This window comes from Bacillus sp. FSL K6-0268, assembly GCF_038005425.1.
Taxonomy (GTDB): Bacteria; Bacillota; Bacilli; order Bacillales; family Bacillaceae_G; genus Bacillus_A; species Bacillus_A thuringiensis_S.
Map to the genome: position 1 here is coordinate 4,856,561 of NZ_JBBOTF010000001.1, position 12,833 is coordinate 4,869,393.

A 12,833-nucleotide genomic window follows, 5' to 3' on the forward strand; every position below is an offset into this window, starting at 1 on the left:
TGGTATATGAAAATAAAGGGGGGATTACATGTACATTTATCATAATGGACTTATTATTCGTGAGGGAACGAGTAGCGTACCAGCATATGCAATTAAAGCATTGTTTGAAGATGCCGGTTGGAGTAATGATAATATCCCTTCTTGGCAAATTGAAAAATTTACGATAGCATTCGAAAATTCAACATGGGCTTTCACAATTTGGGATGAGGAAGAGATGGTTGCGATGGTTAGAGTCATTTCTGATGGAATTATGATTGCGAACATAGTAAATTTAGTTGTGAAGTGTGAATATAGAGGGAAGGGATTAGGTAAGAAGCTTGTAGCTCTTTGCCTGCAAAAACTTCCCCACGGTGATTGGTTTGCGCATACATCAGCGAACAATTTTGATTTTTATAGAAGTTGTGGATTTGAAGTTAGAGAGCTATCGAGAAATGGAACATGTGCGTATTATGGATACCAAGTCGCGAAAAGAGATGGTCACCGATAAATGAATGGAAAGTAAAAAAGTATAGCGAGGTAATTTTGAGACTTTTGATAATAGAGAATGGATTGAGGCTCGTTTTATGATAAAATAAAAGAAAATTCTGTTTATTATTAGGGGGATAAAAATGAGTGTAAAAGCTGGGGATGTATTTAAATATGAAAGAAGATTTACTGAGGAAGAAGTTTTTGAATTTGCAAATATTACCGGTGATAAAGGTAGACACCATATGGAATACGATGAAAATGGAAGATTAATGGTTCATGGTTTATTGACTGCTAGCATTGGGACGAAAGTGGGAGAAGAGTTACATTACATAGCAAGAGAATTAGTAAGTGAGTTTATTAGACCAGTTTTCACAGGAGATACGATCACTTGTGAACTAACTTTAACAAATGTTGAGCAAATGGAAGGCTATAAAAAAGTTTCAATCGAGTCAGTTTATCGCAATCAGCATGAAAAGACTGTACTAGTTGGGACAAGTTATGGAATTATAAGGGGATAAAAAAGAAGCCTGTTTAACAGGCTTCTTTTTTTATTATTTAATAAACACGTTTTCGATTTTCCGCATAACTCGAGATGAGTAATAATGCAGTTTCTTCTCCTATATTACGAACAATATGAGGAACGCATGCATTCCATGAGAAAGAATCACCTTCTTCTACAATTGCAATATCTTCACCGTGCTGAACTTCTAGTTTTCCGCGTAATACAAGGTGACATTCTTCCCCTTCATGGGCATTTGGTGAGTTTTCTTTCGGGAATCCAGTAGGGATTTCTACTAAAGATAGGCGAAGGCCCCCTTGCTCCGCAACATGTTCAATTCTTTGCTCATCTTTGCCGTATACACTGTATTTCCGTTCTTCTTTTTTGACAATTTTTAATCGATCTTTTTGCTCTAACAATAAATAGGGAAGGGGAACGTTTAAAAAATTGGAGATCGTTTCTAAAGTTGAGATAGATGGTGATGTTTTATTATTTTCAACCTGACTCATAAATCCTTTAGAAAGACCTGTTCCCTCGCAAATTTGTGCAATTGTTATGCCTCTACGTTGACGAATTTCACGTATTGCAGAACCAATATTCATAAAATCAAGCTCCTTTTTGTAAACAACTATTTGTATCATAGCAAAAAAAATATATTTTTTCCCAGTGAAAATGAATTGACGAATAAAAAAAATTAGTGTATGTTTTGTAATGTAAATAAAAGTTTTGTATAAGAAAACTATAAAGGAGAGAATGAAATGAATCAACATATTGGTAACTTAATTATTCGTATCGTGTTAGGGGTAACATTCTTCATGCACGGTTTAACAAAATTCCAATCAGGAATTGACAATATTGCAGGATGGTTTACAAGTATTGGTTTACCAGGAGGACTTGCATACGGTGTAGCAACGTTTGAATTAGTTGGAGGTCTATTATTAATTCTAGGTTTAGGTGTAAGATATATTGGATTATTATTTGCACTTGTTATGGTTGGAGCAATCGTAAAAGTGAAATGGTCAGCTGGTTTATTGGGAGATGGAAAAAATCCTGGTTTCGAATTAGAACTTGCATTATTAGCAATGGGTGCATACTTATTTGTTGCAAAAGCTGATGGTTTTGTAGATAATTTCTTAAAAGAAAAAATGTCAAAGAAGAACTAATTTAAATGGGGGGGCTAACAAGATGAGTTTTCAACTTCATCCCGATACAACACTTGATGTTGTTCATTTATACGTATCTAATGTAAAGAAATCACTAGAGTTTTATACGGAAGTACTAAGTATGAAGGTGCTAAAAGAAGAAGAAGCAGTCGTTACATTTGGGAATGAAAATGATGAACCACTTCTTATCATTGAAGAAAAGAAAGAAGCTTTTCCGAAGCAAAGAGGAAGAACAGGGTTATATCATTACGCAATTTTATTACCAAGTAGACAGGATTTAGCGAATGTTCTTCGTCATCTTGTAGAGATGGTATATCCACTACATGGCGGAGCCGATCATTACTTTAGTGAAGCTCTTTATTTAGCTGATCCAGATGGAAACGGGATTGAAATTTATCATGATCGACAAAAAGAAGTTTGGCGTGATGAGAATGGAGAACTCCCATTTGTTAGTAACCCGTTAGCTGGTGAAGAATTATTACAGCAAGGAAGTACATGGAATGGCTTTCCAGCTGGTACTGTGATGGGGCATATTCATTTCCATGTAGCTGATTTAGAGGAAGCGAAACGTTTCTATGTTGATGGTCTTGGTTTTGAAGTAACGATCCCAGCTCGTAATGGAGCATTGTTCGTATCTGCAGGTGGTTATCATCACCATATCGGTTTAAATACATGGCAAGGTGAAGGGGTACCACCGCAAATGCCAGGTTCTGTTGGTTTAAAATATTTCACAGTTGTACTAGCGAATGAAAAACAAAAAGAGCAAGTATGTGAAAGCTTAAAAAATATTGGCAAGATTGCTACGTACAAAGATGGAATATTACAAGTCGAGGATCCATTTGGACATTGTATCCATTTCAAAATAAAAGGAGAAGCCTAAAAAGGCTTCTCCTTTTATTTTCTTATAATTGCTTTTTCGTTTTGTAAAAATAGTTCATCAAATTGTTTTGCAAGCTCAAAATCTAGTTTCGTTAAACCTTTTGCATTCCAAGATGACAAAGTAATAATAACTGCTTTATACTGGATAAGGATAAATGGATGGTGATTATGTTCTTCTGATAGTTTGGCGGCTTCAGAGACAAATTCGACTCCTTTTAAGTAGTCGGAAAACATATATTTTCGTTCAATCCATTTCTCATCTTTTACCATCCATTTATCTACCTTCAATAATTCTTCGTGAACTTCTTCTTCAGTTAATCTTAGCATCATTTTTCACATCCTTTACTGGAAGTAACGCAAGACCATTGTTAATAAGGCGTGTTACAGCTTCGTCAGTTGTGAAAGTAGAAAGTTGATGTAGTAATGCTGCCGATGTTTCATGCCCTTTGTTATGCTCTAAAAGTAACTCTAATACTTCAAGGCGCAGCAACCATTCTTTCGCATAAAATTTATTTAATACTTCTTGAATTGCTACTAATTGATCGATATGCGCGTCGTGTAAAATCCCCTCACTTCGAATATCTCGCACTGTTTGATACATACGTTCAAGTTCATTCAGTACAAGTGGAGCAGGAATTTCGTGAACTTCTTCATCCATTGGGAAAAATGCTGCGGCATCTGCGGCACCTGGGAATACTGAAGTGATTTGTGAGCCAACAGCCATATCAAATGCGCCCCATGAAGCATCAAATAAAACGCGGGCGTTATAAGTAACTGTGCAATCGATAAAGGAAATAAGAGCAATTTTCTTATCGTTTTTTACAATATCTGTTACTGTTCCTTTTACATGAATACCACTTGCAAAAGTAAACTCAGCGATAGTTCCAATTGTAATTCCTAATGATTGTAGTTGTTCGTCTGTACAATTTTCTAATGCAATATTTTCAGTGAGTAATCCAATCGGTGTTCCAAATCCGTCACTGTGTACAGAAGTAGAATGATTTGCTAACTGTTTATTATGAAGCGCTAATGCCGTTGGCGAATTTGTTCGCATGTAAATTAATTCACCTGCATCGTTTTCAATTGTCTCGCTAAATGTACCTGTAATTTGTAATCCACTATTTAGCTCAGCTGTTGCATAGTTCTCAGAGCGAATTGCTTTTTCTAAACCTTCTTTTCCACCTGTTTTAAAGGCCATTGTTTTAGAAAATGTTTCAAGCGCATCTGTTAATTCTTCAAAGGATTCACAAACAAATAGTTGTGGTTGCATTTTTGTTACGTCATAAGTTGTCCCTGTACATGCTTCGATAGAAAATGGAACCTTTTCTACAGCGTCTGTTAAGCAATGTTTGCTTTCGCCAACAGAAGAAAGGAGACCAGCACCATATATTTTTGGATCATCTATATTTCCGATTAATCCATATTCTACTGTCCACCAGAAAAGACGTGAAATTTGTTCAGCTTCTGATAAACCAGAAACTAAGTTTTGTTTTTCAATTACAGCATTTTCAGCAGCCTTAACTTCATCAGGAGTAGAAGTAGGGCTTTCTTTTACTATCGTTAATGTACGAACAGCTTCAAATGCATCATGTTCTTCTTTTGTAGAGAAAGCTTTTGCACCAATTTGCCCAAAACGTTTCACATATTTTGCATATGTAGGATCAAGTAAAATCGGTGCGTGTCCTGCGGCTTCGTGTACGATATCTGGAGCTGGTGTGTACTCGATATTTTCTACTTTCCGAATATCTGTTGCGATCGGTAGTAATCCGTGTCCTTGAAAATCGAAGAATGCTACGCCGGGAATAAGTCCGTCAATCGTTACAGCGCCCCAGCCACTTGGTGCCAAACACTCATTCATTTCTTCTACTTTTGGAATTGCATCTATATTAATACCAGATGATTGTAGTCCGTTCACATAGGCTGGATGAGCAACGTCTTTTAAGAAGCTATGATTTTGTCTCATAATGTAACGCCACACAGCGTGATTCACCGGTGTGTATTGATCATAATGTTGTGTGGATACGAATGGTTTTAAATGCGATGGAATTTCTGTTTTCTTTGTCATTTAGACATCCTCCTTTTTTTCTATAAAATTGAATATCAATTTCGTATAGCTTGTATCACCTCCCTTCATTATTTGTAAGCGCTTATAAAATTTTATCATAAGATTCGGAATTATTTAACATCTGTTTCTATGAGAAATAGAAAAAGCCCCTATCGGAAAATCCGATAGGGGCGAAAGAATCGCGGTACCACCCTATTTGTAAGTGAAAATATACTTACATCTCAATTAATGATAACGGAAAAATTCCGTCTTTTCCTTCATGCATAAAAGCACTACGAAAAAGAAGCTCCAGAATTGTAATTCATACTTATATATGTGCTAATTTCCACCGACCATTAGCTCTCTGTAACAGGGATATAAGATACTACTGCGATTCTTTCAACGCGTATATATGAAATTGTGTAAGAGGATGGACGCAAAAAAGTCCCTATCGGAAAATCCGATAGGGACGATAAAAATCGCGGTACCACCCTATTTGTAAACAACTAATTGTTTACCACTCACTTTACGATAACGGAAAGATCCGTCTTTCTCTTCATGCATAAAAAGCATTACGGGAAAGAAGCTCCAGAATTGTAATTCACGCTTGTATATGTACTGATTCGCACCAACCATCAGTTCTCTGAGACAGTGATATAAGTCGCTACTAGTATTCCTTCAAAGCCGATATATAATTCGTTTAACTAAACTATGTTTTGTATTATAAAACTATATTAAAAAAATTGTCAACAAAAATTTTTTATCCCGTGTTAATGAGCAGTAAAATTCCTACCTCAAAATTCGGTTGGAGCAAAGAAGTGAGATGGGAGATTAACTGCCCGTAACTCCCGATTGGTGAAGGGTAATAATCAGTGGGGATGAACGAAATCTCTACTGATTAAAGTTTCACTTTATTTCACTTCTAAATTAACAGTTAAATTAGAGGTATTGCCAGCTGCATCAGTTGCTACAATGTGAATAGTATTTTTTCCTTCTTGTAATTGAGTACGGTCGAAATAAATGTCATAGCTTTTCTCCCAAGGGTTCAGGAATGCCTGGTCCCATACACCATTTCCGTTAATTTCATATTGCATTCTCACTGGAATACCAGGTGCTATCCAACCAGATTCTGACATCCAATCTAGTAGAATATCATCAACTTTTCCTCTAATTACGAGATTTTCTTGGTCAACTTCGTATGTTAACTTAGGTGCAGTTCGATCAAGAAATACAGCAGCTGTTTGTTTTGTTTCTCCGCCAGAATTAGAAGCAACTGCTTCGATTTGATATAGCCCGTCAGCTAAAGGAGTGCCATCTGCTTTTGTACCATTCCATTTGAAAGGTTTGTATCCAGGAGTTGCATTTTTAGCTTGATGGATAATCCCTTGATACGTTACACGTTCTTTCGTAACTAAATTTGCATGCAATGTTACATCATCCACAGGCGCAACTAAATAGTAGTTGATGAGATTATCATCTAGTACGTGGTCGCCATTTGGGCTAAAAGTAGAATTAATAATTTCAAGTCCATCGATACGTTTATAATCTTTAGGCTCGATACTAAATGTGAATGGAATTCGAATTTCTTCTTTTGCCCCTTGTTCTTTTACATATACATTTCCAGTATACACACCTTGTGGTAGTGAGCTATCTACAGTGATAGTAAATGGTTTTTCGGTACTACTATTCGGTTGAATGCTAATCGATGAAGGGACAGAAGCTTTTACTTTTGTGTTTGTGTTTGCATCTAGTAACTCCACACGAGTTGAAAAACTTTTCTTTTTACTAGAAAGGTTTTGTAATGTAACATTTTGCGTCAGTTTTACTTTTCCGCTATTTGGCTTAATAAGACCAAAGCTGACATTGTTAGGTTTTACTAATACATTTGTTTGAGCTGCTTTCGGAATGTTAATTAAACCTGATCCTTGTGCCATAACAGGGTATGTATTTTCATTGACATCATGTAATGTTTTTGCATTGTTAGCAAGAGCCGCTTTCAATTGTTCTGTCGTCCAATCAGGATGCATTTGACGCAAGAGGGCAACCGCTCCAGCTACTTGCGGAGCAGCCATACTTGTTCCGTTATGCGATTCATAGCCGCCTCGCGGTACTGTACTAGTAATTTGTACTCCAGGTGCAACAACATCAGGCTTTATTAGCCAACTTCCTTGTGATGGTCCTCTTGAACTAAAGTTACCGATAAGTTCTGTTTGCTTTGGTTGTCCAATTTTTATATTTTTCTTTCGTTTTGTAATTAAAGTTTTTAATTCTTCCCCATTTGTATTTGATAATTGCATTACTGGGACAGCTAGATGTTCACGTGAAAAATATTCCGGCATCATATTAATTTCTTTTTCGCTAGAGATTAATAACACACCAAGTGCACCAGCTTGTTTCGCTTGTTCTGCCTTTACTAATGTACTAGAAGTACCTTGTAAAATAAGTGCGAATTTCCCTTTCACATCTTGTTTTGCATAATCACTTGGATTGCCATAACCAACGTATACAAGAGGGGAATCATTTCCTATTGGAAAATCGGATTTTGATAACGGTAACCCTTGATATGTTTTGCTGGAACCAGCTACTTGGAATGTTGGAAACGGGATAGAAACCGTAGATGCTCCAACAGAAATGACACTACTTGCGTTACCGGGAGCATCAACAGACCAAGGTTTTGGTCCGTCATTTCCATTTGAAACGACAGTAGTAACACCAAGTTTCGCTGCTCGTTCTAACGTTAATGTTACAGGCTGATCAGGTACATTTAAATCCTGCCCAAGGGAGAGGTTTAACACATCCGCACCATCTTGAATCGCTCGCTCAATTCCTTGGATAATATCATCTGTTGTACCAGTTCCACCGTCATTCATTACACGATAGGCTAGAATAGAAGCGTTTGGAGCAACGCCTTTAATTTTTCCATTACCCGCAATAATTCCAGCTACATGAGTACCATGTACGTTACCATCCATTGGATCGCTATCTTCATCAACCGTGTCATATCCACCGATATAATTTGCCTTTAAGTCAGGGTGTGTATAGTCTACGCCAGAGTCGATAATGGCTACTTTCATGCCTTTTCCATCAAGCGGTTTGCCAGATGGATCTTTTAAATTCCACGCGTCAGGTGCACCAATTGTCGGTCCACCGATATTTGGTGCTTCTTCGTTAGTAGTACTTTTTGATGTTTCATGCAATTTATATGTTAAGTTCGGATAGACTGCTTTTACTTCAGGTAAAGAGGCAAGAGAGGTAATTTGATCTCCAGGAACTGAAATAGAGAATCCGGAAAATAACGTATTATACACTTCTTTAATTTTTGCACCAGGTGCTTTTTCTTTTATTTTCTTAGTCGTATCTTCTTGTGCTTTTTTTAGCTCAGCATGATAAGACTGCGCATTACTATTTTGTAAATCTGGAGCATGCTGAATATTACTTTGAGCAGCGAGAGGTGCATGTTGCAATTCTACAATTACTGATATTTCTTTTGTTGTTTTCGTTTCAACATTTTGAGCAATTTTATGTTCTCCCCACTGTTCAATCGTTGTTTTTAATTGTGGACTAAATTGCTTCTCCTTTTGTAGTGATTCAGCATGAGCGCTTAAAGCTCCAAAACTAGAAAAGACAAGCGCCATGCTTAATAGTGTAGATGTAGTTTTTTTCATTGATACTCCCCCTAATAAAAAAGTGCCAATATTCAGAAATGTAATCTTACATTTTAGTTAGAACTTATAAATATAAATGTTGGCTAAACTATACTTTCGACATAATTCATACCAATCCTCTATGAATTGAAAATTTCTTGGGGAATTTTTTCTGATTATGTCGAATCGATATTTTTCACATATTGTAGGAAGAAAGTGAGGAATGCTATGAGGGAAATGGAGTGATGGTATGAAAAGGCTAATGGTAAGTGGTAGTGTAGTGTTGTTTATGTTTTTATGTTCTATCACTATTACTAGTGCAGAAAATAATAGTGTGAAAGTTGCTTTTATTCGTCATCATAACCTTTGGATTAAAGTTGATGGGAAAGAAATACAGATTACAAAAGGAGAGTACATAACAGGGCCGAAGTGGTCATATGACGGGGAGTGGCTAGCATATGTAAAAGGGAAGAAACAAAGTATTCTTGAGTTATATCGGCTGAAAGATGGAAAAAAAGTTACGCCGTTTCACTCAGAAGCATCGAATTATCAATGGTCACCAACAGAAAATATAATTGCATTTATATTTACAGGTACATTAAATACATTTGATGTAGAAAAAAAGAATGCAGATTTTGAAAATGTATCGGCTGGTGTAGGGGATTATGCATGGTACCCCGATGGAAAGAACTTTCTTGTATCCTCTGAAGCGAACTTACTTCCAACAGGATGGACAGGGGCTCAGCTATATGAAGTGCAAAAAGATGCACATATGAATCCTCACAAAATGAAGCATTTGTATGCATTGCCAAATGAACATGATGATTTTCTAGCGCTAGTAGCAAGTGGCTTTAAGTGGTCACCAGATCAAAAGTGGATTTCATTTTTAGCGGTACCGACAGCTTCATGGTCAGCTGATAGTAATACGCTTTGCTTAGTTCGTGCAGATGGAAGTCGGTTTGAAAAAGTAGATCAAATGTTATTAAACGAACAATGGTTTCAATGGGCACCATCAAAAAATATATTAGCTTATATTGAAGGGAGCGGAAGAGTTACATTAGAAAATAAACATTTAAAAGTAAAGGAATTGCCAGCACTTCAGCAGAACATATTTACGCCGAAAGGATATGTTGATTGGGATTTTGTATGGAAGAACGATAGAGTAATTATCGTTTCACGAGCAAAAGAGGCAGGAATAGAAACTCCACCAGAAAAAAGGCCACTACCATCTTTATATGAGGTCGATAGTACAAGTAATGCACAGCATCAAATCACAAAGAAAACGAACAAGCAAGGGGATTACCACCCGATCTTCATGAAGAAGAGTAATCAATTAATTTGGATACGTTCAGACCGTAAGAAAGCGGATGTATGGCTTGCTCATAAAGATGGGAAACAGGAAAAGAAGTGGATTGAAAATATAGATGTACCAGCGTGGTATTATGAGAAATGGAATTGGGGAAATGTTATCTCGGTGAAATAACAATAAAAAAACTGCCTAAAAAATCATTTTAGGCAGTTTTTTATTGTTATTTATGTGTTTTATTTGGCTTTTTTTTCGCTGGGTTTCCGTTCCCTTGTCGCTTTCTATTTTGTTCATCTTTTGCTTGTTTTTCATGTAGTGTATCTAAAAATTCATTCGAGTTACTCATGTTTATATCTCTCCTTTCATTTTGTCATGATTACTATAACCATTTAGGAGGATAATCATGAGTTAGAAATTAGGCACTTAATTTTCTTCGATAATGTAAGTAAAATATTCCATACATAACAAATAGCATGAGTAAAACTTGTATCTCTACATTTTCTTTTAAAAAAGCTGCGATAGGGTCTGGTAAGTACGGTGATTTATCGTTTGTGCTTAAACCTAACCATTTATTTAAGAGGCTAATGGTACAAAACATAAAAACACCGGACCAGCTTGCCGTAATTGCTTTTTGTTTAATTTTTGTTTCACGTTCATCATCTGCAATCCAAGGATTAGCAGTTTTATCACTACTAAAGAAGCCGTTTATATATCCCCATACAATCATTCCAATAAAGACAATTATCCATTTCATATATGTAATTCTCCTTTCGGTGTAAAAAGTATTTTACATGTAATATTGTAATATTTTACAAACCTTCGTGTCAAACCTTTTTTACATATCGGTTTTTATACAGCAGGAATAAAGAATGCAATAGGGAAGAAATATGTGTGAGGATTTTATAGTAAGAGGAGACTGAATATGAAAATCGTTTTTGTTCGGCATGGTGAAGGTGAACATACAACGGATTTACCAGAAAGTTTACAAGTGTTTGACCCACCATTGACGAGAGTAGGAAAGGCTCAAGCTAAGTTACTTCAACGTGATGTATCATTACAAGAAGCGGATATATTAATTGTTAGTCCTACACTTAGAACTTTACAAACGGCGACAATATGGAGTGCGAAAGTAGCTTGTCAAAAAATAGTCCATCCATATGTATCTCCACGTATTTTTCCTTATCGAGAAGGAGCGAAAACATTACCGTGCGATTATATAGTAGATCAGGGAATGATAACAAAGTTATTTCCGCATTTTTCGATAGAGAAAAGCTCAAATAATCAGTTATGGAAGGAAGGTATAAACACTATTTCAGAGAATAGTTTTCAGCAAATAGTAGATGAATTTCTTCTTTGGTGTTATGGACTGGGTGCTGAAAGAATTTGCATTGTATCTCACGATGGAACAATTACAGCATATAGACAATATTTACAGAAAGTCGTTTTAACTAGATCAGATTTTTTGAAAGAAACAGGTATATATGAAATGGATTTATCCCATAAAAGTCTGATTGATAAGGGCTGATTATAGGATGGGGTTGTATGTTGAATATTGCATTAGTAATTGGTTTTAATTCGGATTTAGAGGCGCAATTAATCCGAGCATCTCTTGAATATTTTGGTGCAAGGGTTGTGACATATTGGATTGGTAGACCGAAAGATTTTGTGGAAGTTCTTTCTGTAAAGAACTTATTTAACAATATTAATTATATTATTTTTTGCTTTCATGGTGAAGAAGGGAAGTTTGTCATGGAAGAGTTAGGCGAAGAAGTATATGAACAAGATGAACCGAGAGGGTATTTTGGTGCAGCAGAAATTTATAAATATGCAAAATTGCATAATACACATATTGTAAATAGCGGGTGCACGTTAGGGGAGCAAAATCTTTTTTACATAGTGGTGCGAAATCATATATTGGATCGATTAATTATGTAGATGGAAATGCAGCACTTATGTTTACTATACGCTTATTTTATGGGGTTATTAACCATGGGAAAACGTTAGAAGAAGCGAGTTTAATTGATGAGGAGACACATACATTTCGATTCTATAATTAGTGTGAAACACGTTTATTCTATATTCGAATAAACGTGTTTCACATTTAACTCACAATTTTTTTACATTTTTTTCAATGAAAATGATTATCACCTGTGGTATGATATGTTCAAGTTTTTACAGGTAATAAAAGTTACTATATAAACGTTAGTTTTTAATGTTTCATACACATGTCATGAATTATTCATAATTAACGTTTGAAAAATAAGTAACTAATGTTATTATATTATCTGTAACTAACTTAATTACAACTTTAGGAGGAAGATATGGTTATTCAATTTTTAAGAGAAAACAAAGCAGTTTCTTTTGCATTAGCAGTAATTCGAGTATATCTTGGTTACACATGGTTAATGGCTGGAATCGGTAAACTACAAGGAAAAGGATTCGATGCAACAGGTTATTTGCAAGGCGCAATTGAAAAATCTAAAGGCGCACAACCGGCTGTTCAATCTTGGTGGGCATCATTCTTACAAGAGTTTGCAATTCCAAATGTAGATTTGTTTAATACGCTTGTAACATGGGGAGAAATTTTAGTCGGAATTGGTTTAATTGTAGGCTGTTTAACAAAAACAGCGGTCTTTTTTGGTCTTGTAATGAACTTTTCCTATATGTTTAGTGGGTCAATTGGTGTGAATCCTGAGATGGTTATCTTATCTATGTTTGTTCTTGTTGCCGGTATGAACGCTGGGAAATTTGGAATGGATGGCTTCGTTATCCCGAAAGTATTAGGATCAAAAACTCAAAAACGCCAAAAGCAAGCTGCTTAATATATGAA

Annotated in this window: 13 protein-coding genes, 1 pseudogene and 2 other annotated features; of the genes and pseudogenes, 8 read left to right on the forward strand and 6 right to left on the reverse strand. The window is 35.8% G+C overall.

What is annotated here, in order from left to right; genetic code table 11:
* The first annotated feature begins 28 nt into the window (after positions 1–28).
* Positions 29–487, forward strand: coding sequence for a GNAT family N-acetyltransferase (locus MHI28_RS25340; RefSeq protein WP_000276127.1), 459 nt, complete (start codon positions 29–31; stop codon positions 485–487).
* 121 nt (positions 488–608) lie between these two features.
* On the forward strand, positions 609–986 hold the full coding sequence (locus MHI28_RS25345) for a MaoC/PaaZ C-terminal domain-containing protein (protein ID WP_000111562.1): 378 nt from the start codon (positions 609–611) through the stop codon (positions 984–986).
* 37 nt (positions 987–1,023) lie between these two features.
* Here MHI28_RS25345 and MHI28_RS25350 read toward each other — a convergent pair whose 3' ends face one another.
* Positions 1,024–1,569: a helix-turn-helix domain-containing protein gene (locus MHI28_RS25350; RefSeq protein WP_001020693.1), complete on the reverse strand. Its 546-nt coding sequence runs from the start codon at positions 1,567–1,569 to the stop codon at positions 1,024–1,026.
* Between the two features lie 156 nt (positions 1,570–1,725).
* On the opposite strand from MHI28_RS25350, the gene MHI28_RS25355 reads away from it, so the two are divergent.
* Both MHI28_RS25355 and MHI28_RS25360 read left to right on the forward strand, forming a co-directional pair.
* Entirely contained in the window at positions 1,726–2,130 is a 405-nt protein-coding gene (locus MHI28_RS25355) for a DoxX family protein (RefSeq protein WP_001071553.1), read from the forward strand.
* 22 nt (positions 2,131–2,152) lie between these two features.
* The gene (locus MHI28_RS25360) at positions 2,153–3,010 is read left to right on the forward strand and encodes a VOC family protein (RefSeq protein ID WP_000009842.1); all 858 of its coding nucleotides are present in this window, start codon (positions 2,153–2,155) and stop codon (positions 3,008–3,010) included.
* Positions 3,011–3,024: 14 nt separating this feature from the next.
* Here MHI28_RS25360 and MHI28_RS25365 read toward each other — a convergent pair whose 3' ends face one another.
* The 3 genes from MHI28_RS25365 to MHI28_RS25375 form a co-directional block, all read right to left on the reverse strand.
* Entirely contained in the window at positions 3,025–3,339 is a 315-nt protein-coding gene (locus MHI28_RS25365) for a 4a-hydroxytetrahydrobiopterin dehydratase (RefSeq protein ID WP_000979537.1), read from the reverse strand.
* Positions 3,320–5,074, reverse strand: a complete 1,755-nt coding sequence (locus MHI28_RS25370) for an aromatic amino acid hydroxylase (RefSeq protein ID WP_044784495.1) — start codon at positions 5,072–5,074, stop codon at positions 3,320–3,322. Before MHI28_RS25370 ends, MHI28_RS25365 begins: the two co-directional genes overlap by 20 nt.
* A 163-nt stretch (positions 5,075–5,237) precedes the next feature.
* Positions 5,238–5,465, reverse strand: a binding site (T-box leader).
* A 50-nt stretch (positions 5,466–5,515) separates the two neighbouring features.
* Positions 5,516–5,744 (reverse strand) — a binding site (T-box leader).
* A 220-nt stretch (positions 5,745–5,964) separates the two neighbouring features.
* Positions 5,965–8,718 (reverse strand): S8 family peptidase, encoded by a 2,754-nt coding sequence (locus MHI28_RS25375; RefSeq protein ID WP_000754159.1) that lies wholly within the window; start codon positions 8,716–8,718, stop codon positions 5,965–5,967.
* 229 nt (positions 8,719–8,947) lie between these two features.
* Between MHI28_RS25375 and MHI28_RS25380 the strand changes: the two genes are divergently transcribed.
* The gene (locus tag MHI28_RS25380; protein WP_000826290.1) at positions 8,948–10,180 is read left to right on the forward strand and encodes a TolB family protein; all 1,233 of its coding nucleotides are present in this window, start codon (positions 8,948–8,950) and stop codon (positions 10,178–10,180) included.
* Positions 10,181–10,226: 46 nt separating this feature from the next.
* Here MHI28_RS25380 and MHI28_RS25385 read toward each other — a convergent pair whose 3' ends face one another.
* Both MHI28_RS25385 and MHI28_RS25390 read right to left on the reverse strand, forming a co-directional pair.
* The gene (locus MHI28_RS25385; protein ID WP_000071866.1) at positions 10,227–10,349 is read right to left on the reverse strand and encodes a DUF4023 domain-containing protein; all 123 of its coding nucleotides are present in this window, start codon (positions 10,347–10,349) and stop codon (positions 10,227–10,229) included.
* 69 nt (positions 10,350–10,418) lie between these two features.
* Positions 10,419–10,757, reverse strand: a complete 339-nt coding sequence (locus tag MHI28_RS25390) for a hypothetical protein (protein WP_000871144.1) — start codon at positions 10,755–10,757, stop codon at positions 10,419–10,421.
* A gap of 168 nt (positions 10,758–10,925) precedes the next feature.
* Between MHI28_RS25390 and MHI28_RS25395 the strand changes: the two genes are divergently transcribed.
* From MHI28_RS25395 to MHI28_RS25405, 3 genes and pseudogenes are all read left to right on the forward strand, one after another.
* Positions 10,926–11,528 carry a histidine phosphatase family protein gene (locus tag MHI28_RS25395; RefSeq protein WP_000706248.1) on the forward strand — a complete coding sequence of 201 codons (603 nt, stop codon included), beginning with the start codon at positions 10,926–10,928 and terminating at the stop codon, positions 11,526–11,528.
* Between the two features lie 17 nt (positions 11,529–11,545).
* Positions 11,546–12,060: pseudogene (locus MHI28_RS25400) on the forward strand (delta-aminolevulinic acid dehydratase).
* Positions 12,061–12,324: 264 nt separating this feature from the next.
* Entirely contained in the window at positions 12,325–12,825 is a 501-nt protein-coding gene (locus MHI28_RS25405; RefSeq protein ID WP_000236591.1) for a DoxX family protein, read from the forward strand.
* Positions 12,826–12,833: the final 8 nt, after the last annotated feature.